The following is a 24,815-nucleotide window of genomic DNA, read 5'->3' as shown; positions in this document are numbered from 1 at the left end:
CGGGGGTGGGGTCAGTTGTGGAGGAGGATTCCGGTGAGGAGGACTCCGTGGGCCAGGTTGAGGATGCCGTCGCCGCCGGGGTAGCCGACCCGGGCCAGGCCGCCGGACGCCGTTCGGCCGAACAGGTACGGGGCCAGGCTGTACGGGACATCGGCCGTGACCGTCTCACCGGTCTCGATCTGCACGAAGTCCATCGGCACCCGGTCGGCCGGCAGGTACTGCTGCAGGATCGCCCCGCCCCGGTCGACGGCCGCGCGCAGGCCGTCGACCCAGTCCGCCGGGCTCAGCTCGGGGCCGATCAGCACGCCGTGCCCGGCCGAGCCGTCCGCCGGCTTCGCCACCAGCGTGGCCTGCTCGGCGATCGCCCGGTCGAGCACCGCGACGGTCAACGGCACCGTGTACGGCACGTGCCGGCGGATCAGCGTCCGGTCGTCGTCCGGCAGCGTGTCGACGTCCTCCCAGAGCCAGGCGAAGGTGGTCTTGTTGCCGAGCAGCCAGGCCGCCGCCGACACGTACATCGGCAGCATGCCGGCGGCCAGCGCGCCGGCCACCGCGTCCAGGCCGGCGGTCGGGGTGACCCGGTTGGGCACGAACAGCCGGAACAACGCGTCGACCGGAGCGCCGTCCACGACCAGGCGGTCGTCGGTGTCCAGGGTGGCGGTGGACAGCGGCGCGATGACCAGGTCGATGCCGAAGTCCCGGGCCCGGACGGCGAGCGGACTGAGAATCCGGATGAACGTCTCCGGGTCGTCCAGGCCCGGGTAGTCGGCGTCGAAGTCCATCAGCAGGGCCAGTCGGGCGCCCTCGGGCAGGTCGAGTTCGTCGCGGATCGCCACGAACCGCTGGTCCAGCAGTGACGGCGCGGCCCGTAGCGGCAGGCCGTCGAGGAGCCCGTGCTCGGTGTAGAGCTGCGCGAACCGCTGGATGACGGTGTCGGCGTCGAGCCCTCCCCCGAGGCTGCTGTCGATGTTGTACTCGACGAACTTCGGCACGCCGTCGGTGAAGATCACATCCGGCCGGTACGCGGCCAGCAGCGCCTCGGTCAGCGGCTCCGCCTCGTCCAACAGGCGGGTCTCCCCCGCCGGGACGCCGAGCAGCCGACGCAGTTCGCCGGCGGTGTCCACCCGGCGGCGGCAGGCGTCGAGGATGAGCTGGGCCAGCCGGTCGCAGACGTCGTTCAGCTCCCGCCAGGTGTCGGCGGCCAGCACCGGCGGGCGGGCCAGCCGCCACTGCTTGTTGTAGGTGGCCCGGCCGTGAAAGACGCGTTCCCAGGCGGCGGCGCCGGCGGCCACCATGGCCCGGCGGGCCGGCTCGGGCAGGTCCGTCCACGCCCCGTCGGCCGACGGCCAGGGATAGTTCGGATCGATCATGAGCCGTCCTTCATGGTCAGGTGGATGGCGGTGGCGAGTTGCTCCCGGCCGGGCTGCACGGCCCGGTCGAGGGCGGGGGCGAACGGCAGCACCGCGCCGTCGGGTCGGGTCACCCGGCGGGGCGGGGCGAGCAGCCGGACCCGCTCCACGACCGAGGCGATGATCTCGGCGGCGATGCCACAGGAACGGTTGGCGTCGTCGACGACGACGAGACGGCCGGTACGGGCCACCGACTCGGTGAGGCCGTCGATGTCGAACGGGTAGAGGGTGCGCGGGTCGAAGACCTCCACCGACACCTCGCCGGCCAGCTCCTCGGCGACGGCGAGCGCATCGTGCACCAGGTGCCCGACCGCGACCACGGTGACGTCGTCGCCGCGACGGTGGACCCGGCCCCGACCCAGCGGCACCGGTTCCAGCTCGGCGACGTCGTCCCGGGTGTCCATCGCGCCGGCCGGCGCGAACACGACCACCGGGTCGTCGTGCCGGATCGCGCTGACCAGCAGTCCGTACGCGTCGGCGGGGGTGGCCGGTACGGCGGTGACCACCCCGACGTGCGCGAAGAGGCTGTACGGGTGGTCGGAGTGCTGCCCGGCCCACCCGGTGCGCGACCCGGAGCCGGGCACCAGATAGGTGACCGGCACCGCGCACTGGCCGCCGGTCATCAGCGGGAACTTGTGCGCGTGGTTGACGATCTGCTCGAAGACGAGGAACAGCAGCGACGGGATCTGGAACTCGATCACCGGCCGGAGCCCGGCCAGCGCCGCCCCGGTGGCGAAGCTGGTGAACGCCTGCTCGGACAGCGGTGTGTCGCGGACCCGGTCGACGCCGAACCGCTTGGCGAGCCCGGTGGTCACCAGCGACGCGCCGACCTGGACGTCCTCGCCGAGCACGAACACCGTCTCGTCGCGGGCCAGCTCGTCGGCGAGGGCCCGGGTCAACGCCCGCCGGTACGACAGTCGGGGCACCTCAACCACCTCCGGTGCGGGCGGTCAGGCCGCTGGCGTACAGGTACGCGAGCGCGTCGGCCGGCTCGGGTTCCGCGCTGGCCAGGGCGAACCGCACGGCCTCGTCGAGGGTCGCCTCGACCTCGGCGTCCACGGCTTCCCGGTCGGCATCGGTGAGCCGTGCGCCCTGGATGGCCACCGGGTCCCGGGACCGACCCCGGGACACCTCGTCGGGCGGCCGGTAGTCGAGGCGTACCCCGTGTTCGAAGGTGTGGTGGACGTCGAAGCGGTAGGTACGGGCCTCGACCAGCTCGGGGCCGCCGCCGGCGCGCATGCGCGCGACGGCGGCGGACGCGGCCGCGCGTACCGTCTCGGGGTCCTGGCCGTCGACGTCCACGGCCGGGATGCCGAAGGCGGCGGCGCGGCCGGCGATGCTGCCGGCGACCGCGCCGGCGACCGGCATGGTGGTGGCGTAACCGTTGTTCTCGCAGACGAACAGCACCGGCACCCGCCAGAGCGCGGCCAGGTTGAACGCCTCCAGCAGCATCCCCTCGTTGACCGCGCCGTCGCCGAAGAAGCTCACCCCGATCGTGTCGTGGCCCTGCCGACGGCGGGCCCAGACCGCGCCGGTGATGATCGCCCCGGACGCGCCGACGATCGCGTTCGCGCCGAGCACGCCGATGCTCAGGTCGGCGGCGTGCATCGAGCCGCCCCGGCCGCCGTTGAGGCCGGTGACCCGGCCGCAGAGCTCGGCGAGCATCCGCGCCGGGTCCGCGCCACGGGCCAGGACGTGCCCGTGCCCGCGGTGCGTGCCGGCGAGCACGTCGTCGACGCCCAGCGCGGCGCAGACGCCGGCGGCGATCCCCTCCTGACCGAGGTACGGGTGGATGCCGCCGACGATCTGCCCACCGTGGACCAGCTCCACCGCCCGCTCCTCGAACCGGCGGATCAGCCGGACCGTGCGGTAGAGCCGGACCGGGTCGGCGTCGGTCACGCGGGGCCCTTGACGGCGGCGAGGATGTCGTCCCAGAGCCGGGCCCGTGCGGCGAGGGCGGTGTTGACCGTGTCGGCGCACTCCTGCCACTTGGCGTCGTCGTCGCCGCACAGGTCGGCGAGCATCTGCATGGCCATCGGCGTGTGCTGCTCACCGTCGACCTCGATGTGCCGCTCCAGGTAGTCGACGAACGTGTGCAGCCGGTTGCTGCGCTCGTTGACGGCGACGACCTGGGTGAACATGTCGGGGATCAGGTCCTCGCGGCCGAACGCGAACGCCGCCGCCTGGCAGTGCACTGGGGTCGACTCGATGATCTGCCAGGTGGTCGCGGCGAAACGGGCGGACGCGGCCGGCGCGCCGGCTTTGGTGAGCGCGTCGGTCACCGGTCGGCCCGCGCGCAGCAGGTCGACGAGGGCGTTCACGGCGGTGGTGTCCGCGCCGGCCTCGGCCATGCCCCGCACGTACAGCTCGAAGTGGCTGATGTAGCCCTCGCCCAGCTCGTCGCTCTCCTCGACCATCACGATGTCGTTGATGAGCCGGCGGCTGCCGGTCGGGCCGGTGGGAATCCACGGCACGGTCACGCAGGTCAGCTGCCGCTGCAACGACTTCAGCAGCGACATGAAGTCCCAGACCGCGAAGACGTGGTGCTCCATGAAGGTGACCAGCGCCTCGTGGGTGTCGAGGTTGGCGTAGAGCGGGTGCTTGACCACGGCGTCGCGCCGCTCGGTCACCGCCTCTTCGAGCCGCTCGATGCCCGGGTGCGTCTTACCCCAGTCGTACCGTGACATTGTCAACCTCCCTGCTGGGCGCGGTCGCGCCAGATGACCGGGCAGTAGTCGGGGTCCGCGTAGTCCGGCCGTCCCTCGTGGGTGCGGCGGACCAGCACGTCGTGGTTGTACGCGGCGAGGGTGCCGTCCGAGAGGGGATACTCCCGCCAGGCGTTGTCGCCGTCCTGCAGGTGCAGCGAGATCGCCTGTCGGGGGCGACCGCTGACGTTGGGGCCGCTGCCGTGGTAGGTGCGGCAGTGGTGGAAGCTCACGTGTCCCCTGGGGATCACCATCGGGATCTTGCGGATCTCCGCGCCGTTGTACGCGGCGTTCTCGGCCAGCATCTCCTCGAGCTGACTCCGGTCGCGGTCGGCGAAGTGCCGCACCACGGTGTCGTCCGCGGCGATCTCCTTCCACAGGTGGGAGCCGTCGACCATCGTGATGGTCCCCATCTCCTCCCCGCAGTCGTGCAACGGGATGAACGCGGTGAGCATCTTCTCCGACGACGAGGACGCCCAGTAGTGCTTGTCGAAGTGCCAGGGCACGATGTTGCTCGGCTCGCCGTCGATCGGTGGCTTGAGGATCAGGGTGGACTGGAAGACGCGGATCTCGTCGGCCTGGGCCAGGCGGGCGGCCACCGCGCCGAGCAGCGGCTTGCGCAGGATCGCGCCGAGCCCGTCGTGTTCGTGGTGGACGTAGTCGTTGTGCCGCTGCACGGGCCCGTTCGACGGCTCCCAGTAGGCGAGCTTCGGAGGGCGTACCGGCAGGCGGCGGTCGCGCTCGCCGTCGTAGTAGCGCCGCGCGGCGGCGGCGAGCGCGTCCACCTCGTCGTCGGTGAAGATCTTCTTCGACAGGTACCAGCCGTGCTCGGCGTAGTGCCGCACCTCCTCGTCGGAGGGCAGCAGCTCCCGTTCCGCGGCACTCAGCGCGCTCACGCCCCCACCCCCTGCGCGGCCAGTTCCCGCTCCTTGGCCTCGTAGAGCGCCTTGATGTTCCCGCTGCCGAAGCCGCTCGCGCCCCGTCGCTCGATCAGCTCCAGGAACAGCGTGCGGCGCACGTGCATCGACTCGGCGAAGATCTGGAGCAACTGTCCACCGTGGTCGGAGTCGACGAGCACCCCCAGTTCGCGCAGCCGGTGCAGCGGCGCGTCCACCCGACCCACCCGCGCCTCGAGGGTGTCGTAGTAGGCGCCGGGGGTACCGGCGAACCGCACCCCGCGCCGCCCCAGGGACTCCACGGCCGCCACGATGTCGTCGGTGCGCAGCCCCAGGTGCTGCACTCCCCCACCGGCGTGCTGGTCGAGGAACGCGTCGATCTGCCCGGGCCGGCGGGTACGGTCCGGCTCCAGCAGCACCACGGTGACGCCGCCGGACGGGCTCTGCACCACCTTCGAGTTCATCCCCTGCCCGGCGACCTCGACATGCTCCTCGAAGATCTGCGCGAACCCGAACAGCTTCTCGAAGTGCCGGACGGTCCCGTCGAGCTCCCCGGGCGGCACGCACACCGCCAGGTGGTCGACCTCGGCGAGGACCGGCGCGGCCTCGTCCGACTCCGGCGGGGTCGGGGTGATCACGCCGGGCAGGAACTCGCCCCGGTCGCCCCGGCGCTGCACCAGGCGGTGCCGCACGTCGGCGAAGCCCTCCACCTCGGCGGTCACCACCTCGGCGTCCGCGCCGGTGACGGTGGTCGGTGGCGTCACGCCCGTCGCACCGCGCGCCAGCAGCTCGGCGTACGCGGCCACGACGTCGTCGACCTCGACCGCGACGACCGCGATCCCGTCGCCGTGCCGGTGCACGTAGCGGGCCGCCGGATGGTCGACGTCAAGCGCGGAGGTGAGCAGCAGCCGGATGTCGCCGTGGCGGAGCAGCAGCGAGCGCTGCCCGGTCAGACCGGTCTCCGGGCCACCCTGCCCGCAGAGCTGAAAACCGACGGCGGTGCAGAACCAGTACGCCGCCTGCCGGGCGTCGCCTACGTAGAGTTCGATGTGGTCGATACCACGGATGTCCATGTCGTTGAGTGCCCTCTCCCTGCTTCGTCCGTGTTCCCCGTCCGGACGCCCCCGTCCGGGATGCCCCGTCACTCACCTCCTCGGCTCGGCGACCCGCGCGAGCACCAGGCTCACGTTCTGACCGCCGAACCCGAACGAGTTGGTCAGCGCGTACTCCACATCGGCCCGCCGGGGCGTTCCCCGGATGTGGTCGCCCGGGCAGGCCGGGTCGAGGTCGTCGAGGTGGTACGTCGGCGGCAGCAGCCCCCGGCCAAGGGCCAGCGCGGTCGCCGCCGTCTCCAACACCCCGGACGCCCCGAGCAGGTGACCGGTGAGCGCCTTGGTGGAGCTGACCGGCACGCCACCGTCACCGAAGACGTCCGCGAGGGCCGCGGTCTCCGCTATGTCGCCGAGTTTCGTGCCGGTGCCGTGGGCGTTGACGTAGCCGACCGCCGCCGCGGGCACTCCCGAGCTGCGCAGCGCGCCCCGGATGCACGCCGCCGCTCCCGCGCCGTCCGGGCGCGGAGCGGTCGGGTGGTACGCGTCGGTCGTCGCGCCGTAGCCGGCCACCTCGGCGTATCCCCGGGCACCACGCGCGGCGGCGTGCTCGGCGCGTTCGAGGACCAGCAGCGCTGCCCCCTCGGCCAGCACGAACCCGCTGCGGGAGGTGTCGAAGGGCCGGCTCGCCCGGGTCGGATCGCCACCGCCACGGGCCAGCGCCCGCGCGTTGCCGAACGTGTCGGTGAAGGTCGGAAAGAGCGGCGCCTCGCTGGCCCCGCAGACCACCACGTCGGCCTCCCCGCACCGGATCAGCCGGACCGCGTCGGCCACCGCCTGCGCCCCGGAGGCGCAGGCCGTACCGACCGACGAGCTGTAACCCCGGATGCCGTACGCGATGGCGATCCGCGCCGCCGGCATGTTCGGCAGGATGCCGGTGAGCAGGTACGGGCTGACCGCCGACCTTCCCCGTGCCGCGCGGGCCAGCACCTGCGACTCCAGGGTGGCCATCCCGCCGACACCGCCCACGATCACACCGATCCGGTCGGGGTCGACGTCGCGGCCCACCTCGATGCCGGCGTCGGCGAGCGCGTCGGCCGCGGTGAGCAGCGCCAGGACCACGGTCCGGTCCAGCACCCGGCTCTCCGGCCCGGGCAGGACGCTGCGCGGGTCGATGTGGGGCAGCAGACCGGCGACGTCCAGCGAGCCCGACGCCGGGTGACCCTCGGGTGGGCGGGTCAGCCCGGACCGGCCGGTCGTCAACGCCTCGAACGTCTCCTCGACGCCCCGCCCGACCGGACTGAACAGGCCCATCCCGGTGATCAGCGCGCTCACGCCGCCGCTCCGCTTCGCTCCGCGCCGGCGCGAGGCTCCAAGTGGCTGAGCTGCCCGATTCGCTCGCTCCGCTCGCTCACGACAGGGCTCCGACCCGCCCGCTCACGACGCGGCCTCGGTGAGGTAGCGCTCCCGCAGGGCCACCTTGCGGACCTTGCCGGTCACCGTCACCGGAATGTCGTCGGAACGGACCGGCACGACCCGGCGCAGCGTGGCGCCGACGTCCGGGCCAAGAGCAGCGCGCACCCGTTCGGTGCGGTCCTCGGCCTCGTCCGCGCCGGCGGCCAACTCCAGCAGCACGTCGGTCACCACCCGCCCGCCCTCGGCGACGATCACGACGGTGCAGTCGGTGACGTCCGGGCAGCTGGCGAGGATCCGCTCCTCCGACAGGGCGGTGAAGAACCGCCGCCCGTCCCCGGCGTCGACCGAGTCGACCGCGCGGTCCAGGTGGTAGTACCGGCCCTCGGTGTCGGCGCGGACCAGGTCGCCCGTCAGGTACCAGCCACGCTGGCGGAACCGGTAGGTGGTCGCCGAGTCGTTCCAGTAGCCCCGGAACAGCGACGGCGAGTCGATGCCCAGGAAACCCACCTCGCCGACCGGCACCGGCTCGCCGTCGGCGTCCAGCACCGCGACCTTCGTGAACCGGTACGGCCGGCCGATGCAGCGGCCGTACCGGTCGGTGTCGGCGCGGTGGGTGATGTGGAACATCGAGTGCCCCATCTCGCTGGAGCCCAGCCCGTCGATGAACAGCGAGCCGGGCACCCGTGCCACCCCGTCGCGGGTGACGGTGTCGTGCCAACCCACCGCGACGAGGCGGCGGATGTGCGGCTCGTGCGAGCAGTCGCCGGTGTTGAACCACAGCCGCACCGAGTCCAGGTCGTACGCGGACAGGTCGAACCGGGCCAGCTCGGCCCAGGTGACCGAGAAACCGAACACCCCGTCGGGACGCCAGCGTTGGATCGCGTCGAGGACCCGCTCGCCGCCCTGCTCGGACAGGAGGAACATCTCCGCACGGTTGCCCAACGCCTGGTTGACCATCAGCACGGTCGCGGTGTGCGGGGCGGGCAGCGCGTTGAGGATCCGGCTGGTGCCCTGCGCCTGCGGCATGCTCAGCAGGTGCCGGGTGGCGGCGAAGAGACTGGCGTGGGAGTGCAGCACCGCCTTGGGCACCCCGGTCGTGCCGGAGGTGTGGGTGATCACGATCGGGTCGTCCGGGTGGTGCCGGTAGTGCGGCGGAGCCGCCGACGGGTCGCCCGTGCCGGCCCGCGTGGGTGTGCCCAGCACCGGTACGCCCAGCTCGTGCCCGGCCAGCAGCGCGGTGTGCGCGTCGTCGGCGAGCACACCGACACCCCGCAGCCGACGGATGTACTCGGCGGCGATCTCCGGGCGGAGCTTGCCGTTCATCAGCGCCGGGATCGCGCCGAGCCGGGCCAGCGCCAGGAAGCTCAGCACCATGTCGGCGGCGGCGGTGGCCCAGACGGCCACCGGGTCGCGGGGGCATACCCCCTGCTCGTGCAGCCACGCCGCGCGGGCGGCGACCCGCTCGTCGAGCTGACCGAGCGTGAGCGGACTCTCGGCGGGATGCCCGTCGACGGCGGTGTCGAAGGTCAGCGCCGGCCCGTCCGGGTCGGCGCCGTGCGCCAGCACGCGGGCCAGCATGTTGCCCGCGCCCAGCTCGGTGTCGGCGGCCAGCAGACCGCGTAGTCCCTTCGTCCTCATGATCGTGCTCCTCCCCCCAGCAGCACCGCGACCGCCTCGGTGGACAGGTCGGGCGACTGTTCAATCAGGATCAGCAACACCTCGTCGGCGTCGCCGTCGTCGCGCAGCAGCGCCGCCTCCGCGCTGCCCTCGGCGTACGGGTCGCCGGTCGGGCTGAGGCAGACCACCGGTCCGCGCAGTCCCCAGCGGGCCGCGAGGTGGCCGGCGACGCTGTTGGGCACGGACTGGTAGAAGAACAGCGGCCCGACCCGGCCGCCGGCCTCGACCGTCGCGCGTACGTGGTCGGCGCTGGCCCGGTCACCACTGGCGCTGACCAGCACGATCGCCGTGCGCACCTCCTCCGGCACCGGCTGGGTCCCGTACCGCCGCCGCAGGCACCGCTCGGCGACCGCCACGACCGTCGGAGCGAACGCCGAGTGCACGAACCCCGGCACCCCCGGCACGACCCCGTCCCCCGGCTCAGGCCAGCCCGCCCGCGCAAGCTCCCGCACCCCCGCCTCCCGCACCCCCGCCTCCCGCGATCTTGCGTTTTGTGTCGTCGATTCGCGTTCTTCGCCGGATTCGTCGCCACAGAAAGTGCAAGATCGCGGGGTGGTGGGGGTGGGGGTGGTGGGGGTGGGGGTGGTCATGGGGCGCCTACCAGGAGCGCGGTGTTGGCGCCGCCGAAGGCGGCGTTGAGGGTCAGGGCGTGCGTCACCGACGCCCGTTGCGGCGCTGACGTGATCACGTTGACGGGGCACGCCTCGTCGGGGCCCTGCCAGCCGGCGTTGACCGGCAACTCGCCGGCCCGCAGCGCCATCGTCGTGACCACCAGTTCGAGCAGCCCGGACGCCTCCAACGCGTGCCCGTGCAACCCCTTCGTCGAACTGACCGGCACGTCGGTGGCGTACCCGTCGAGGGCCCGCAGCAGCGCGGCGGCCTCGGCGGCGTCGCTCTGGGCGGTGCCGGTGGCGTTGGCGTTGACGTACCCGATCGACTCCGGCGGCAGCCCGGCCCGGCGCAGCGCGGCGCCGACCGCGCGGGCCAGCCCGGCGCCGGTCGGGTCCGGCTGGCACGGGTGGTACGCGTCCCCGGTGCGCCCCCAGCCCGCGACGGTCGCCACCGGCTCCGCGCCCCGCCGCGCCTCGGCGCGGGACTCGACCACCACGGCCGCCACGCCGTCGCCGAGCAGCAGCCCACGGCGGCCGGCGCTGAACGGGCGAACCGCCCCGTCGACGGCGAGGGCGCGGCCCGCGTCGAAGAGCGCGAACTGATCCGGCTCGACGAGATAACCGGCGGCCACCACCACCCGGGCCAGCTCTCCACGGCTGATCAGGGTGGCGGCGTCGGCCACCGCCGTGCTCGCCGACACGCAGGCGCTGGTGTAGACCCGCGTGTGACCGGACAGCCCACACCGCGCGGCGAGCTGGCCGGCGAGCACGGACGGGACCTGCTCCACGCCGGAGGCGGGGCCGCCGTGCACGGCGAGCAGCAACGCGGACCCCGCGCGCCGGACGCCGTCCAGGCCGGCCGCCCGACAGGCCGCGTCGATCGCGTCGGCCAGCTCGTCGGCGAGAGTGCCGACCTCGGGCAGGGTGGCCGCCACGGTGACCCGGCGGGCGGTCGTGTCGAAGCGGCGGACCGGACCGAAGGCCGGCGCGGAGGCGAGCTGCGCCTCGGCGCCCCGCCCCAGGGCGCTGACCGCGTGCACACCGGCGAGCTGGACGACGGGCGGCTCAGCCATCTGCGGGAGCGGTCAACGACGCCCGCAGGACCGCCAGGGCGTCGTCGACGGTACGGATGCCGGCCAGGTCGTCTTCGGTGAGGTCGAGCTCGCGCTCGTAGCGCTGCTCGACGAGGTGCACGAGCCAGGCCAGTTCCATCGAGCCGACCCGGTCCGGGACCTCGTCGGCGGGTTTCGCGGTGAGTTCGGCGAGCATGGTCAGCAGGTCAGCTCGCCCCAGGTCGGGCTGACCGGTCATCAGGCGTTGTCGCGCTTCGCCTCGGCGACGCGGTCGGCGACCATCGTGGTGAACTCGCCGACCGTCATCAGCGCCAGCTTCTCCGACTCGTCGTCGGCGAACTTCAGACCGAACTGGTCCTCCACGCGGACGGCCAGGTCGGACAGGGCCAGCGATTCCAGGTCGACGCCGGACGGGCCGAGCGTGGTGTCGTCGTCGAGCCCCTCGACGTCGTAGTTCATGTCGACGAGCTGCTCGACGACGAAGGCGCGGACCTCGGCTCTCATGGATACCCTCTCTGCGGAAGCCACGTGACGGTGTCCGATCGGGACACCGAATGGGTCTGGGTCGGTCGGGACACCGGCGGTCGGCCGGGTCCCGCCGTCGGGTTGCCGCGCGCGGGTGCGGCGCTGCTCGCGATGGTGGTGAGCAGCGAGGGCCTGGCGCTCGCGGTACGGACTCACGTCGAGGTGGCGCAGCGGGCCGGTCACGACGTCACCGCCGAGCGCAGCGCGTCCGTCGAGCGGACCAGCTTGCCGGTGGTGGTGCGGGGCAACGCGTCGAGCAGACGCAGCACCCGGGGTCGCTTGTAGCCGGCCAACCGTTCGGCGAGGAGCTTGTCCAGCATCTCCTCCGACAGCGGGCCGTCCGGCTGGACGTAGGCGGTGATGCCGTCGTCCCACACCACCACGGCGGCGGCCACCCCGGGCAGCTCGGCGACGGTCGCCTCCACCTCGGTGAGGTCGACCTTCAGACCGCCGACGGAGACCTGCGAGTCGAGGCGGCCGCGCACGGTGACCAGGCCGGTGTCGGCGTCGACGACGCCGGCGTCGCGGGTGTGCAGCCAGCCGTCGGCCCAGCGGGTGGGGTCGCTCAGCCCGACGTACGGCGACGCCGGGCAGGACACCCACAGCTCACCGCCGGACTCGCGGACCTCGATGCCGGGCGCCGGGGCGATCGACGGGCGGTGCGCGCCGTACAGGTCGGTGCCGATCACCCCGACCTCGGTCATCCCGTACATGTTGCCGAGCGGCACCCCGTACCGGTCGGTGAACGCCCGGGCCACCGCGGTCGGCACCAACTCACCGCCGGTGGTCATCCGCCGGAACTGCGGCAGGGGGCCGGTCGGCCGGCTGGAGGCGAGCAGACCGATGTGGAACGGCACGCCCAGCACCGTGGCCGGCGTGGTCCCGGCGGCGATGGCGGCCAGCACGGCGTCACCGCTGAGGCGTTGCGGCGGCACCAGCTCCACGCCGGCGTGCAGGCCGTAGAGCAGGCCACCGACCAGGCCGAGCACGTGCACCATGGAGGGCAGCAGGATGATCCGCTCGCCGGGTAGCGCCACACCGTCGATACGGGTGTAGCGGCGCACCTCGGCGACCAGGTCGGCGGCCGTACGACCGATCACCTTGGACGGGCCGGTGGAGCCGGAGCTGAGCTGGATCACGGCATGGCCACTGACCGCCGGGCCGTCGGCGTACCCGGTGACGCCCTCGGTGACGTCGACGAACACCTTCAACGCGCCCCCGCCGGTCCGCAGCGGCGCGACGACCACCTGCGGGGTGAGCCGGGTCAGCGCCCGGTCCACCTCGTGGTCGGTGAGCCGGTGGTCGAGCAGGATGGCCTGCGCTCCCGCCCGCCAGGTGGCGAGCAGGTTGACGACGTACGCCAGCGACGGCGGCAACCGCAGCGCGGCGGCGCCACCGGGACGCAGTCCGGCAGTGGTCAGGCGGTCCTGCGCGGCGATCACCAACCGGTGCAGGGTGGCGCGGTCGATCGGTTCCGGCAGGCGGAGACAAACATCGGTCGGACGGCCGGCGAACAGGATTTCGTCCACCCAGTCCGGGTCATCTACCGTAAGGTTTTCGGCCAAATGATTCATTGCCCCCACCATTCGACGCGCAGCGCAAAGTAGGGCATAGGAGCCAATTTCTGGCATCTTTCGAGGTGCTGCCGGAACCCTACGACAGGCGCGCTGGGCATCGCTAGATGCAAATGGCTAGATCAAATTGAGCGCCCGGACCGATTGCCACATACCGTCGCCCACCACCATCGAGCCGCCCATTCACGGTCCCCGCGGCGGTCGCCGCCCATGATCGACTCGGCTTCCTGGAAGCTGGGCTGTCCCCCGCGATCGGACACCGCGGTTCCCGGGATCCCGAGTCGATCAGGGACGGGTCAGGCCGATGAGGTCGGCCAGCCGGGCCACGCCGGCAACCGCCGGGCCGCGATGGGCGATCTCGGCGATGAGGGTACGGGCGGCAGGGCGACAGCGGATCTCTCCGGGTGCGATGACGTGGGCGTCGGCCAGCGCCCGCCCGGCCCCGGTGACGTCTCCGCTGTCGAGGTGGGCGCGGGCAGTGTCGACGAGGTGGGCCGCCCGATGTTCGACGGGCAGCAGGGACCAGTCGGCGCGGCGGACGGCGGTCCGGTGGTGGCGCAGAGCCAGGTCGGTGTCGCCGAGGCGCAACGCGGCGAGGAAGCGGGCGAGCAGCACGACAGTGGGGCCGAACGCGCAGATAGAGGAGTAGGCGAACCTCGGTGACGTCGTACGGACGCGTTCGATGTACCTGCGTTCCCCGGGACGCGCGGCGCGATGGCGACACCCACTGCCTACAGGTACTCGGCTGCGACCTCCTCGGCTTCGTTCACGAACTCGTCGAGCTCGGACGGCGACAACTTCGCCTCCAGAAGGAGCTGCCCAAGAACGAAGACCTCGGCTGCGATCATGGTTTCCGCGGGGATGTTATCGGCCAGTTCCTCCTCGCCCAGCGCGGCGCGGATGAGGCCTTCCATTTCGAGGGCCGGCAAAGTGCCTCCATCCTCGTACTGAGCACGGGTCGCGGCGACCCAGCCAGCCACCTCGGTCGGGGTAGCGTCAGGTGCGAAGCGCCGGTGGACGGCGAGGGCGAACGCTGCCCCAACGACTTGGAGCCCGCCGACCCAGCCGCTTGCGCCGATCTCCCCTACCAGGGCATCGGCGGCATCCCAGTCAGCTTGGGCCAACGCCCTGATCAGATCGCTGAGCGCGCTAACGTCCACGTCGCCAAAACCTCGCTATCAGTCTGCCGGTCGCCACTGCGAGCCGGTCTGCCGCCACACCTGCCAACAAGCCGACCACAACGAGATGTCCCGCGGACTCCGCACCATCGATCTTCGCTCGTGGTGCCGAGGCCGGGACGGCGGGGGTGCCCGTGCCCGTTGATTGTGTCCCTGAAGGACCCTTCGGGTCAGTAAAAACTTTGATCAGCTTCTGTGTCTTGTCGGTGGCGCTGGTTGCATGTTCCTTGAGATCGTCGGCTTTCCGCAGCGAGCGCGTGACCCACCCCCGCGCCCTGTCTCGAGCAAGATCTCGCCGATCGCTGTCCGCCAGGAGGTCCTCACCACCGGGCGGCCCGGAGGCGGCCTCCGCCGGTCGTGGCGCCGCGCCAGGTGCGATGGCGTTCAGGAAGTCGGCGACGTTCCGGGCGGCGTCGCTGCTCAACCGGGCGATCCGACGAGCCTTGTCGGCACCGGTGCGGCTCTGAGCTACCGCCGCGCGCAGCCTGGGATGATCGGTGCCCGTCCCGACGGCGACGTACCGGGTGTGCCCCTCGGTGACGTCCGATGCGGCGCGGGCCGCCTGCACCGCGATCGCGTCGAGGCGATCGATCGTCGACCGGAGTTGGGCCACTACCTGACCGAGCAGGTCACTCATCCCAGCGACCTGCGGAACTCGTCAGCGCTCTCCTGCGCCGAGGTGATGACCCGCAGGGTCAGCGTCACCTCGCGTATCGCCTCGGAGACGGCCTTGCGGGCCTTCTCGGCCTCATCTCGCCGGCTGTCATGCATGGCGGGAAGCATGGTCCCCGCAGCCTCGTCCAGGGATGTGCCGATGCTCTCGATCGTTGTCCTGCCCTGGTCGAGGAGGTGACGCGCTTCGTCGAGTGCTGCCTTGACCTCGCCGATGCTCACGGTCAACCAAGGATGTGGATGTACTGCCGGGCCGCCGCGGCGCTGCCCTGGAGGGTCGCTGCCGCCTCGATCAGACGTTGCTTGCTCTGCTCAGCTCGGGCGATCGCCTCAGAGATGGCGGGATGGCCGGTTCCTGCGGATACCGCGCGCAGCCGAGCCAGCACCTGGTCGGTGCCATCGATCGCGGCGCGGATCTGGCCCGTCGTCGTGACACTCTGCTCGGCTGCCTGGGCGAGCGCGGCTTTGACTTGCTCGATGCTGGCCATGCCGTCCTTCCGGTCGATCGCGCGGCGAGGGACGCCGATGTTGCACGGGCAGTAGCGACGCAGACACTACCCAACATGAATCCCTCTCCGTAGCCCGTCTGGGGGCTACGCGCTAGCCCGGCTTGATGCTGGCGAGCTGGACGAGCAGGTGGATGAGCCGGTAGGCCTCGGCGACGTCAGCGGCGCGGAAGGCGACCGTCCGGCCGCCGCCGACCCGGGTCACGCCCGGCACCAGAACGGCGAGGTCCACCATGTAGGGGCCGTACAGGTCGACCTCGACGTCCAGCGGCCCGGCCATCGTCCACGGGGGAATCGAAGCGCGTCGGGTGATCGCATCGGCGGCAGCGCGACGCAGCCGCTCGCGCGCCTCCTGCGGGTGCAGGGCCACCGCGGCGGCCTGGCCCAGGGTCTGCTTGACGGCGACGGTGACCGCCGAGGGCGCCAGCTCACCGAATTCGGCGCAGGCGGCGTCGTCTCCGCTGAGCAGTACGACCGGAGCGCCAATGTGTCCCGCCATCGCGGCGTTGAGGCCGATCTCGCCCAGCGACCGCCCCGCGACGCGTACGTCGAGAATGGCGTCACTCATCGTGTGGGCCAGTACGGCCGGGCCGGCACCGGCCCGGGCGTGGTAGCCGACGAACATGACGGTATCCGTGTGCTCGTCCAGCCCGGCCAGCATGCCCAGCGTACGGGGTCTGCCGCGCACGAGGTGGGCACGCCGGTCGAGGTTCTCCGGCAGGATGTTGCGGAACGACCCGTGCGCGTCGGCGACCCACACCACGGCGTCAGGTGCGGCATCGAGAACGCCCGCGATCACCGCGTTCGCCTCGGCGGTCATCGTGGTCCGACCGCGCTCGTAGTCGTACCGATCGGGATTCGTCTCGGTGGGATGGACGATTCCCGAAATGCCCTCCAGGTCGACGGAGATCAGCACCTTCATGACCGTAGGACCCTACGCTCCCGACGGTCACGGCAGATCGCCGATGTGGGGGTGTCCGGGCGTCCGGACAGCCCCACCTCGGCGATCTGGAGTGGATCAAACGGCTGCGCTGCCTCCGGCGGCCGCGAGACGGGCCGCTTCGGGGGTCTGGGCGTGGATGCGAAAGCGCAGCGAACGGGCGTCGGTGAAGCACTCGCGCATCGGTCGCACCAGGTCGCGGTGCTCCTCGGTACGCTCCCAGTTCTCGAAGTCGGCGAGGCTCGCCCACTCGCTGGTGATCAGCCACTGCTCCGGGTCGGTCGACGAGCGGCACACCTGGTCCACCAGGTGCCCCGGCACCCCGTCGGCGACCAGGTGCCGAATCTGCTCGTACGCGGCCAGGAACGCCTCCGTACGCGGCACCGGCACCCGCACCAGGAAGACCACCCGGGCCCGCTGCTCGCTCATGGCATCTCTCCTTCCGTCGGCGCGGCGCCCCGCAGGACCAGCGCGCTGTTGAACCCGTCGAAGCCCCGCGCGCAGACCAGCGCCAGCCGGCTGCGCGGCCGGCGGTGCTCACGCAGGAAGTCCAGCTCGCACCCGTCGGCGACCTCGTCGGGCCCGGCCGAGGCGGGCAGCGTGTCGTGCGCGAACGCGAGCAGGGCGGTAGCCACGTCCAGCGCCGAGCCACCCTGGTGCGCCCGGCCGGTCAACGGCTTCTGGGTGGTGACCGGGGGCGACCGGTCGGCGAAGACGGCCCGCAGCGCCTCGGCCTCGCTGCGGTCGTAGCGGGGCACGCCGAGGGCGTCGGGCAGCACCACGTCGATTCCGGTCGAGGGAACGCCGGCCCGGTCCAGGGCGAGCCGCATCGCCCGCGCGTACTGGGTCGCGTCACCGGCGCTGTCGGCCGTGGTGTGCGCGGCGTCGTGGGTGGCCCCCCAGCCGCTGACCTCGCCGTAGATCCGGGCACCCCGGGCCACCGCGTGTCCCAACTCCTCCACGACGAACACCGCGCCCCCCTCGGCCGGCAGGTAGCCGCTGGCCGTCGCGTCGAACGGCCGGTACGCCCGCTCCGGATCGGCGACGTCGCTGAGCAGCCCGGAACGCAACTGGCAGGCCAGGGCGTACGGGCTCAGTGGACACTCGGTCGCCCCGGCGATGACCACCGGAGTGCCCCGGCGCACCGCACGGGCCGCGTGCGCGAGGCTGTCCAGTCCTCCGGCGGCCTCCGCGACCAGCACGCCGCTCGGCCCCTTGAACTGGTGGTGGATGGAGAGCTGCCCGACGCTGGCCGCGTAGAACCAGGCGATCGACTGGTACGCCCCGACGGTGCGCGACGGTCCGCCCCACAGCCGTTGCAGCTCCCGCTGGCCGAACAGGTTGCCCCCGGAGGAGCTGGCCAGGGTCACCGCGTAGCCGTACGGGTCGGGCGCCTTCTCAGGCAGCCCGGCGTCGGCCAGCGCGAGCCGGGTGGCGGCGAAGCCGAGGTGCGTCCACCGGTCGGTCTGCACCAGTTGTCGACTCTCGGCGTAGGACCCGGCCACGAAGTCGGGCACCTCGCCGCCGAGGCGGGTGGGGTAGCCGGCCGGGTCGAAGAGCGTGATCGGCCCGGTCCGCCGGGTGCCGGCGAGCACGGTACGCCAGTGCGCGTCCACACCGATGCCGCTGGGCGCGACCACACCGATGCCGGTGACGACCGCCCGGGCGGTGCTCACGCCGCCGCCGGAAGTCGGCGGAACACCATCGCCGACTGGAAGCCGCCGAACCCGCTGCCCACCGACAGGGCCACGTTCACCGGCACCTCCCGCGCCTCGTTGGGTACGTAGTCCAGGTCGCACTCCGGGTCGCGGGTGCTCCAGTTGGCCGTCGGCGGCACCACGCCGAACTCGATCGCGAGGGCGCAGGCGGCCATCTCGATCGAGCCGATCGCCCCGAGCGAGTGCCCGACCATCGACTTGATGGAGCTGATCGGCACCCGGTACGCGGCCTGGCCCAGCGCCCGCTTGAACGCGGCCGTCTCGTGCCGGTCGTTCTGCCGGGTCCCCGAGCCGTGGGCGCTGATGTAGGAGACCTGCTCGGGGATGATCCGGCCCTGCCGCAGCGCGTCGCTGACGGCGAGGCCCATCTCCAGCCCGTCGGGGCGCAGCCCGGTCATGTGGTAGCCGTTGCTGCGGCTGGCGTAGCCGGCGACCTCGCAGTAGACGTGGGCGCCGCGCCGCCGGGCGTGCTCGGCCTCCTCGAGCACCAGCACGGCCGCGCCCTCGGCCAGCACGAACCCGTGCCGGTCGGCGTCGAACGGGCGGGAGGCGTGCGCCGGGTCGTCGTTGTCGGGGCTGGTCGCCTTGATCGCGTCGAACGAGGCGACGGTGACCGGCGAGATCGGCGAGTCGGCCGCGCCGGCCAGGACGATGTCCGCCTCGCCGTCCACGATCATCTGGTGGGCGTAGCCGATGGCGTCGATGCCGGAGGTGCAGCCGGTCGAGACGACCTGCGCCGGGCCGTGCAGGCCGTGCCGGCAGGCCACGTCCGCGGCCAGGCTGCTGGGCACCAGCGCCTGGTACAGGTACGGGCCGCCGAGCGCCGCGTCGACCAGCCACCGCCGACCGCGCTCGCTGACCCGCACGTACTCCTCTTCCAGGGCCATCGTGCCGCCCACGGCGGTGCCGAGCACCACCCCGGCGCGGTCCCGTTCGCCGTCGTCGAGCACCAGGCCGGCGTCGGCGATGGCCTCGGTGGAGCAGGCCAGCGCGAACTGCACGTACCGGTCGGCGCGACGCCGCTCGGCGTCGGTGAGCCCGGCGGCCACCGGGTCGAAGTCACACTCGGCGGCGATCTGCGAGCGGAACGGTGACGGGTCGAAGAAGCTGATCCGGCGCGTGGCCGTACGCCCCTCGGTGATGGTCTTCCAGAACCGGTCCCGGCTGGCGCCGCCGGGGGCGACGACGCCCACACCGGTCACCACCGTGCGACGCCCGGTCACCGCGCCACCTCTGTTCGCGACTGCGGGGCTCGCAACCCCGGCTCACTCCTCGCGCTCACAGAGCCACCTGAGGTTCGCGACTGCGGGGCTCGCAACCCCGGCTCACTCCTCGCGCTCACGACCCACCCCCTGTTCGACGAGTTCGGTGTCGACGTGTCCCAGCTCCGGCCGCGGGGCCAGGGGGCCCAGGTGGAAGACCACCTCGGCGGGCTCCGTGCCGGTGTTGCGCAGCCGGTGCCGCACGTTCACCGGCACGAACAGCGCCTCGCCGGCGGCCACCGGCGTGGGCTGGTCGTCCAGGTCGACCGTGATCGCGCCGCGGGCCACGTACAGGAACTCCTCGCTGTAGGGGTGGTAGTGCTCGGCGATCCGCTCCCCCGGCGCGAGCGACGCCACGCCGAGGAAGCCGGAGGTGCTGCCGACGGTGCGGGGGCCGAGCAGCACCCGCAGCTCACCGCCGCGTCGCCGGTCGGCCGGTACGTCCGAGGCCACGATCAGCCGGGTGCCCAGGTCACTCATCGCCGGCCTCCCGGGAGGCGGAGTCGGCCTGCGCCGGAACCGGGCCGCCGAGCGGGCCGTTCTGGCCGGCGCGTTCCCGGGCGATCCGCTCCACCCGATCCTTGATCACCGCGAGTTGGATGACGCTGTTGGTGTTGATCCGCTCGGTCATGGCGGCGTTGTCCACGGGCGCGGTCGGCTTCATGGCGAAGTCCTGCGTCCAGGCCATCCGGGTGCCGTCGGCCTCCTCCGTGTACCGCCAGTGGATCCGCATGTACTCGAACGGCCCGGTCTCCACCCGGTGCGCCCGCACCTGACGGCTCACCGGGTCGGCGGTACGTTCACTGACCCAGCTCCACGCCACCCCGTTCTCGTCGGGGTACATGGTGAGCCGGAACCGTACGGTGTGCCCGTCGCGGCGCAGGATCTCCACGACGGCGTACTCGGTGAACAGCTCGGTCCAGTTCGCCACGTCGTTGGTGACGTCCCAGACCAGCGCGAGCGGCGCGTCGATGACCACGGAATTCTCGGTGTGCCCGGGCGGGTCGGTACGACGGGCGACCAGGTCGGCCACCGCCGCGATGCTGAGTTGCCCGGCCTGCTCGGGGATGCTCACCTGCCACCGGTCGGCGACGACCGCGGAGAGTTCCAGCAGGGCGAGTGAGTCCATGCCCAGTTCCTCCAGCGACGCGGCGGGCGCGCGGGCCGCGGCCTCGGCGTCCAGACCGCAGTGCGCCACCAGGATGTCGGTGATCTCGGCGGTCATCGGGCGACCATGGGTGACGGTCATCGGGTCCTCCTGTGGGTTACGTCGGGCTCCGCGGCGGGCGCGGCGCGGGGTGTGGGGGTGGCCGCCGGCCGCGAGGCGGGCGCGGCGAGCAGGCGGTCGACGAGGCCGGTGGTGTACCGGCCCTTGCGGAACCCGGCGTCGTCGAGCACCCGCCGGACGAACGGGATGGTGGTGTGCACACCCGGACCCGCGATGTCGAACTCGTCCAGGGCGCGTTCCAGCCGGTTGAGCGCCGACTCCCGGTCCGGCGCCCAGACCACGACCTTGGCCAGCAGGGAGTCGTACCAGGGGCCGACCAGGTAGCCGGCGCGGGCGTGGGTGTCCACCCGGGTGAACGGGCCGCCCGGCGGGGTGAACCGCTCCAGACGTCCGGGGGTGGGGGCGAACCCGCGCGCCGGGTCCTCGGTGTTCACGCGGCACTCCACGGAGACGCCGCGCAGGCGTATCTCCTCCTGCCGCCACCGCAACGGCACGCCGGCCGCGATGTGCAGTTGCTCGTGCACCAGGTCGATCCCGGTGACCATCTCGGTGACGGGGTGCTCCACCTGGATCCGACAGTTGATCTCCAGGAAGTGGAAGCGTTCCTCGGCGTCGACCAGGAACTCCAGCGTGCCGGCGCCGACGAAGCCGACCTCCAGAGCGCCCCGCAGCGCGGTCTCGGCGATCGAGTCGAGCGTCGCGGCGGACAGCGCGGGTGCGGGGGCCTCCTCCACGAGTTTCTGGTGCCGGCGCTGCACCGAGCAGTCGCGGGTGCCCAGGTGCACGCCGTTGCCGTGGGCGTCGCAGAGCACCTGCACCTCGACGTGCCGGGCCTCGGTGAGGTAGCGCTCGACGTACACCCGGTCGTCGCCGAACGCGGCCTGGGCGGCGGCCCGCGTCCGCGCGTACGCCCGGGCCAGCTCGGCCGGACGGCGCACCACGGTCATCCCCCGGCCGCCGCCCCCGGCGGCGGCCTTGACGATCACCGGGTAGCCGACGGCGTCGGCGACCTCGGCCGCCGCCGCGGCGGTCGCCACCGGCGCGACGCTGCCCGCCGGCAGCGGCAGTCCGGCCCGGCTCATCAGGGCCCGGGCCGAGGACTTGTCGGCCAGCGCCGCCATCACCGCCGGCGGCGGGCCGATGAACGTCAGGCCGTTGTCCGCGCAGATCTCGGCGAAGTCGGCGTCCTCGGAGAGGAACCCGTATCCGGGGTGCACGGCCTGCGCCCCCACCTGGCGGGCAGCCTCCACGATCGCGGCGGCGTTCAGGTAGCTGCGCCGGCTGGACGCGGGTCCGATCCGGACGGCCTGGTCGGCGAGGCGGACGGCCGCGGAGTCCGCGTCGGCGGCGGAGTAGACGACCGCCGTGCGGACGCCGAGTTCCCGGCAGGCCCGCAGCACCCGCAGGGCGATCTCGCCCCGGTTGGCGATCAGCACGGTCTCGAACATGGGCCACCCCCGCCGTCAGGCCGGATCCAGCTCGACCAGCGGCTGGTCGTACTCCACCGGCTGACCGTCCTCGACGAGGATCGCGACGACCCGGCCGGCCCGGTCGGCGCTCACCTCGTTCATGAGCTTCATGGCCTCGACGATCGCCACCGGCTGGCCGGGGCGGACCAGGTCGCCGACCGCGACGAACGGCCGTGCCCCCGGCTCCGGCGCGCGGTAGAACGTGCCGACGATCGGCGCGCGGACCGCGGCGCGACCCGGAACCGGGGGGCGGATCAGCGCGGACGGCGGACCGGGGACGGCCGTGGGCGGCGGCGCGGGGGCGACCGACGGCGGAGCCGGGGGTACGTCCGAGCCGCCGGCCGCCTCGTCCGCATGCCACTCGATCTCGAGTACGGTCGCCCCGCTGCGCAACCGGATCCGACGTACCGGCCCGGCCAACTCGGCGAGCAGGTGCCGCGCCTGTCGACGGAGTCCGGCCAGCACCTCCTCGCCGTCCGTGTCGGGCCCCTGGCGTCCGTCCGCCGCGAGGTGCCCGTCGACGTCCGCCCGGCCGTTCGGCCCGTCGGCGGTGGACACCGTGGCGCCGGCGGTCATCGGGCACCCACCTGGGCGCCGGCGCGGGTGGCGCCGAACCGTCGGAAGCGCTGCCGCCGCAGGCGGACCAGCATCGCGGGCGGCACGTCCAGCAGTGGCAGCAGGTTGGCCAGCAGGGCGGCGCGCAGCCGCCGGGCGGTCTCGGCCGGGTCGTCGTGGGCGGCTGCCGCCGGCTCCGGGACGATCTCGTCGACGACGCCGAAACGACACAGGTCGGGTGCGGTCAGCCGCAGCGCGCGGGCTGCCTGTGGCGCGGCGGAGCGGTCCGGCCAGAGGATGGCGGCGCAGCCCTCCGGGCTGATCACCGAGTAGACGGCGTGTTGCAGCATCAGCACCCGGTCGGCGACGCCGAGGGCCAGCGCTCCGCCGCTGCCGCCCTCGCCGGTGATGACCGTGACGACGGGAGTCGGCAGCACGGTGAGGGTGAGGATGTTCTCCGCGATGGCGGCCGCCTGCCCCTGCTCCTCGGCGCTGATCCCCGGGTCGGCGCCGGGCGTGTCGACGAGGGTGACCACCGGCAGGCCGAGTCGTGCGGCGAGACGCATCAACCGCAACGCCTTGCGGTGCCCGGCCGGGCTGGCCATGCCGAAGTTGCGGGCGACCAGGTCGGCGGTGGTGTGCCCCTTCTGGTGGCCGATCACCATCACGTGTCGCCCGGCCAACCGGGCGATCCCGCCCACGATGGCGGGGCAGTCCCCGCCGAGTCGGTCGCCGTGCAGCTCGACGAATCCGTCGAAGACCGAGTCCAGGTAGTCCAGGGTGGTGGGTCGGCCGGGGTGGCGGGCCGTGCGCACGGTGTCCCACGCGTCGCGTACCGCCGGCTGCGGGCCGTCGTCGGCCGGTGGTCGCTGCCCGTCGGTCGCCAGCGGTGGTTCCCCGGCGGTGAGACGATCGTGGTCCCGCGCCGGCTCCTGACGGGGTACGGGGGTACGCGCCGGACGGCCGACGCGGGCCGCGGCCAGCAGCGCCGCCAGCCGCCCGCGCAGCGACCGGCGCTGCACCACCATGTCGACCTGCCCGTGGCGCAGCAGGAAGTCGGCGGTCTGGAACCCCTCCGGCAGGGCCCGACCGGTGACCTGACGGATCACCCGTGGACCGGCGAAACCCATCCGGGCGCCGCTCTCGGCGATCACCAGGTCGGTGTTGGTGGCAAACGACGCCGCCACGCCGCCGTAGGTCGGGTCGGTGAGCACACTGACGGTGAGCAGGCCCGCCTCGCGCAGGGCGGCGATCGCCTGGCTGACGGTGGCCATCTGCATCAGCGACAGGGCGCCCTCCTGCATCCGCGCGCCGCCGGAGGCGGTGACCAGGACGAGCGGCACGCGGTCGTCGAGTGCCCGCTCCGCGGTACGGGTGATCAGCTCGCCCACGGCGGCACCGAGGCTGCCGCCGAGGAAGCGGAAGTCCATCACCGCCAGGGCGGCCGGGTGCCCACCGATGGTGGCGGTGCCACAGAGAACAGCCTCGGGCAGGCCGGTGGCGGCCCGCGCGGCGCTGAGCCGGTGCGGGTACGGCAGCACGTCGACGAAGTTCAGCGGGTCCGCCTCGGGCAGCCGGTCGGGCAGCAGGCGTAGGGATCCCGGGTCGACGAGCTGCCGCAGCCGCTCCGGCGCGCCGAGCCGGGAGTGCTCACCGCACTCCGGGCACACGTCCAGGTTGCGGCGTAGCCGCTTGCGGTAGAGCAGGCTCGCGCAGCCGGCGCAGCGGGACCAGAGCTGCTCCTCCTGCCCCGCGACGGCGGTCACGAGCGCCCTCCGGCGTCCGGGGCGTCGTACCGGTAGAAGCAGCGCGCCATCGCGTCGCGCGGGGAGCGCCAGGTCGGCAGGTACGGCGAGACGTACGGCCGGAGCCGGTCGCTGACCCGGACGAACTCGGGATGGCCCCGGGCGGCCTCCACCGCGGGCTGCGCCGGCTGCTCGGTCTCGAGCAGGTGCACGTAGAGGTCGTGCAGCCGGTACAGCGCGCGGTGCCGGACGCCCACCAGGCGCGGCAGCTCGGTCGCGTCCGACTCGGCGAAGATTTCGGCGACCTGCTCCTGCGCGGTCGGCACGACCTTCGCGATGATCAGCGATCGGTCCATGGCTGGGCCTCCCCCCACGGCGTCCGGGTCGGCCGGATGAGCCTCGGACGCGCTGGACGACTGCCGCCACGATGCGGCAGTCGTCGTCACGGCGGCGTCACCGCGACGGACCGGCCGGCGACGCCCACTGGTGACGCTGCGTTGACGCAACCTGTGTATGAGCTATGCGTCCCATGTGTAGCGCGCTCCGAACGGTCGACGTTTTTGCAGTTCAGAACCGATTTCATGGGTGAGCTGAGGGCAACATGGAC

General features: G+C 72.9%; 28 protein-coding genes. All 28 read right to left on the bottom strand.

Annotation, left to right across the window (positions count from 1 at the left end):
- Window positions 1-11: 11 nt before the first annotated feature.
- Window positions 12-1,370 (bottom strand): hypothetical protein, encoded by a 1,359-nt coding sequence (locus ACQPZK_RS14710; protein ID WP_433538832.1) that lies wholly within the window; start codon window positions 1,368-1,370, stop codon window positions 12-14.
- Window positions 1,367-2,335: an alpha-ketoacid dehydrogenase subunit beta gene (locus ACQPZK_RS14705; RefSeq protein ID WP_433538831.1), complete on the bottom strand. Its 969-nt coding sequence runs from the start codon at window positions 2,333-2,335 to the stop codon at window positions 1,367-1,369. Before ACQPZK_RS14705 ends, ACQPZK_RS14710 begins: the two co-directional genes overlap by 4 nt.
- Window position 2,336: 1 nt before the next feature.
- The gene (locus tag ACQPZK_RS14700; RefSeq protein ID WP_433538830.1) at window positions 2,337-3,308 is read right to left on the bottom strand and encodes a thiamine pyrophosphate-dependent dehydrogenase E1 component subunit alpha; all 972 of its coding nucleotides are present in this window, start codon (window positions 3,306-3,308) and stop codon (window positions 2,337-2,339) included.
- Window positions 3,305-4,096, bottom strand: coding sequence for a DUF3050 domain-containing protein (locus tag ACQPZK_RS14695; protein ID WP_433538829.1), 792 nt, complete (start codon window positions 4,094-4,096; stop codon window positions 3,305-3,307). The genes ACQPZK_RS14700 and ACQPZK_RS14695 overlap by 4 nt, the downstream gene beginning before the upstream one ends.
- A gap of 2 nt (window positions 4,097-4,098) precedes the next feature.
- Complete coding sequence (locus tag ACQPZK_RS14690; RefSeq protein WP_433538828.1) at window positions 4,099-5,010, bottom strand: phytanoyl-CoA dioxygenase family protein; 912 nt, start codon at window positions 5,008-5,010, stop codon at window positions 4,099-4,101.
- A complete protein-coding gene (hppD, locus tag ACQPZK_RS14685; protein WP_433538827.1) occupies window positions 5,007-6,083 on the bottom strand; it encodes a 4-hydroxyphenylpyruvate dioxygenase in 1,077 nt (358 codons plus the stop codon). The genes ACQPZK_RS14690 and hppD overlap by 4 nt, the downstream gene beginning before the upstream one ends.
- Window positions 6,084-6,155: 72 nt before the next feature.
- Window positions 6,156-7,394, bottom strand: a complete 1,239-nt coding sequence (locus tag ACQPZK_RS14680; protein ID WP_433538826.1) for a beta-ketoacyl-[acyl-carrier-protein] synthase family protein — start codon at window positions 7,392-7,394, stop codon at window positions 6,156-6,158.
- Between the two features lie 102 nt (window positions 7,395-7,496).
- Complete coding sequence (locus tag ACQPZK_RS14675; protein WP_433538825.1) at window positions 7,497-9,113, bottom strand: class I adenylate-forming enzyme family protein; 1,617 nt, start codon at window positions 9,111-9,113, stop codon at window positions 7,497-7,499.
- Window positions 9,110-9,604: a beta-ketoacyl synthase chain length factor gene (locus ACQPZK_RS14670; protein WP_433538824.1), complete on the bottom strand. Its 495-nt coding sequence runs from the start codon at window positions 9,602-9,604 to the stop codon at window positions 9,110-9,112. The genes ACQPZK_RS14675 and ACQPZK_RS14670 overlap by 4 nt, the downstream gene beginning before the upstream one ends.
- Before the next feature lie 134 nt (window positions 9,605-9,738).
- A complete protein-coding gene (locus ACQPZK_RS14665; RefSeq protein ID WP_433538823.1) occupies window positions 9,739-10,836 on the bottom strand; it encodes a beta-ketoacyl-[acyl-carrier-protein] synthase family protein in 1,098 nt (365 codons plus the stop codon).
- Window positions 10,829-11,074: an acyl carrier protein gene (locus tag ACQPZK_RS14660; protein WP_433538822.1), complete on the bottom strand. Its 246-nt coding sequence runs from the start codon at window positions 11,072-11,074 to the stop codon at window positions 10,829-10,831. The genes ACQPZK_RS14665 and ACQPZK_RS14660 overlap by 8 nt, the downstream gene beginning before the upstream one ends.
- Window positions 11,074-11,340, bottom strand: coding sequence for an acyl carrier protein (locus ACQPZK_RS14655; protein WP_433538821.1), 267 nt, complete (start codon window positions 11,338-11,340; stop codon window positions 11,074-11,076). Before ACQPZK_RS14655 ends, ACQPZK_RS14660 begins: the two co-directional genes overlap by 1 nt.
- A gap of 200 nt (window positions 11,341-11,540) precedes the next feature.
- Entirely contained in the window at window positions 11,541-12,935 is a 1,395-nt protein-coding gene (locus ACQPZK_RS14650) for a class I adenylate-forming enzyme family protein (RefSeq protein ID WP_433538820.1), read from the bottom strand.
- Between the two features lie 285 nt (window positions 12,936-13,220).
- Window positions 13,221-13,550, bottom strand: coding sequence for a hypothetical protein (locus tag ACQPZK_RS14645; RefSeq protein WP_433538819.1), 330 nt, complete (start codon window positions 13,548-13,550; stop codon window positions 13,221-13,223).
- A 116-nt stretch (window positions 13,551-13,666) separates the two neighbouring features.
- On the bottom strand, window positions 13,667-14,095 hold the full coding sequence (locus ACQPZK_RS14640) for a hypothetical protein (RefSeq protein WP_433538818.1): 429 nt from the start codon (window positions 14,093-14,095) through the stop codon (window positions 13,667-13,669).
- Window positions 14,085-14,750, bottom strand: coding sequence for a hypothetical protein (locus ACQPZK_RS14635; RefSeq protein ID WP_433538817.1), 666 nt, complete (start codon window positions 14,748-14,750; stop codon window positions 14,085-14,087). Before ACQPZK_RS14635 ends, ACQPZK_RS14640 begins: the two co-directional genes overlap by 11 nt.
- Window positions 14,747-15,007, bottom strand: coding sequence for a hypothetical protein (locus tag ACQPZK_RS14630; RefSeq protein ID WP_433538816.1), 261 nt, complete (start codon window positions 15,005-15,007; stop codon window positions 14,747-14,749). The genes ACQPZK_RS14635 and ACQPZK_RS14630 overlap by 4 nt, the downstream gene beginning before the upstream one ends.
- Before the next feature lie 2 nt (window positions 15,008-15,009).
- Window positions 15,010-15,273 carry a hypothetical protein gene (locus ACQPZK_RS14625; RefSeq protein WP_433538815.1) on the bottom strand — a complete coding sequence of 88 codons (264 nt, stop codon included), beginning with the start codon at window positions 15,271-15,273 and terminating at the stop codon, window positions 15,010-15,012.
- Between the two features lie 112 nt (window positions 15,274-15,385).
- Window positions 15,386-16,207: a M55 family metallopeptidase gene (locus tag ACQPZK_RS14620; protein ID WP_433538814.1), complete on the bottom strand. Its 822-nt coding sequence runs from the start codon at window positions 16,205-16,207 to the stop codon at window positions 15,386-15,388.
- Window positions 16,208-16,309: 102 nt separating this feature from the next.
- Window positions 16,310-16,660 (bottom strand): antibiotic biosynthesis monooxygenase family protein, encoded by a 351-nt coding sequence (locus tag ACQPZK_RS14615; protein WP_433538813.1) that lies wholly within the window; start codon window positions 16,658-16,660, stop codon window positions 16,310-16,312.
- Entirely contained in the window at window positions 16,657-17,907 is a 1,251-nt protein-coding gene (locus ACQPZK_RS14610; RefSeq protein ID WP_433538812.1) for a beta-ketoacyl synthase N-terminal-like domain-containing protein, read from the bottom strand. Before ACQPZK_RS14610 ends, ACQPZK_RS14615 begins: the two co-directional genes overlap by 4 nt.
- Window positions 17,904-19,172 (bottom strand): beta-ketoacyl-[acyl-carrier-protein] synthase family protein, encoded by a 1,269-nt coding sequence (locus ACQPZK_RS14605; RefSeq protein ID WP_433538811.1) that lies wholly within the window; start codon window positions 19,170-19,172, stop codon window positions 17,904-17,906. The genes ACQPZK_RS14610 and ACQPZK_RS14605 overlap by 4 nt, the downstream gene beginning before the upstream one ends.
- Window positions 19,173-19,274: 102 nt before the next feature.
- Window positions 19,275-19,691, bottom strand: coding sequence for a cupin domain-containing protein (locus ACQPZK_RS14600; RefSeq protein WP_433538810.1), 417 nt, complete (start codon window positions 19,689-19,691; stop codon window positions 19,275-19,277).
- On the bottom strand, window positions 19,684-20,460 hold the full coding sequence (locus ACQPZK_RS14595; RefSeq protein WP_433538809.1) for an SRPBCC family protein: 777 nt from the start codon (window positions 20,458-20,460) through the stop codon (window positions 19,684-19,686). Before ACQPZK_RS14595 ends, ACQPZK_RS14600 begins: the two co-directional genes overlap by 8 nt.
- The gene (locus ACQPZK_RS14590) at window positions 20,457-21,887 is read right to left on the bottom strand and encodes an acetyl-CoA carboxylase biotin carboxylase subunit (RefSeq protein ID WP_433538808.1); all 1,431 of its coding nucleotides are present in this window, start codon (window positions 21,885-21,887) and stop codon (window positions 20,457-20,459) included. The genes ACQPZK_RS14595 and ACQPZK_RS14590 overlap by 4 nt, the downstream gene beginning before the upstream one ends.
- Window positions 21,888-21,902: 15 nt before the next feature.
- A complete protein-coding gene (accB, locus tag ACQPZK_RS14585; protein WP_433538807.1) occupies window positions 21,903-22,484 on the bottom strand; it encodes an acetyl-CoA carboxylase biotin carboxyl carrier protein in 582 nt (193 codons plus the stop codon).
- A complete protein-coding gene (locus ACQPZK_RS14580; RefSeq protein ID WP_433538806.1) occupies window positions 22,481-24,229 on the bottom strand; it encodes an acetyl-CoA carboxylase carboxyltransferase subunit alpha in 1,749 nt (582 codons plus the stop codon). The genes accB and ACQPZK_RS14580 overlap by 4 nt, the downstream gene beginning before the upstream one ends.
- Window positions 24,226-24,564, bottom strand: coding sequence for a TcmI family type II polyketide cyclase (locus tag ACQPZK_RS14575; protein WP_433538805.1), 339 nt, complete (start codon window positions 24,562-24,564; stop codon window positions 24,226-24,228). The genes ACQPZK_RS14580 and ACQPZK_RS14575 overlap by 4 nt, the downstream gene beginning before the upstream one ends.
- Between the last annotated feature and the right edge of the window lie 251 nt (window positions 24,565-24,815).

It is taken from the genome of Micromonospora sp. CA-249363, assembly GCF_050950185.1.
GTDB lineage: Bacteria > Actinomycetota > Actinomycetes > Mycobacteriales > Micromonosporaceae > Micromonospora.
This window is presented reverse-complemented; position numbering and strand designations above follow the sequence as displayed.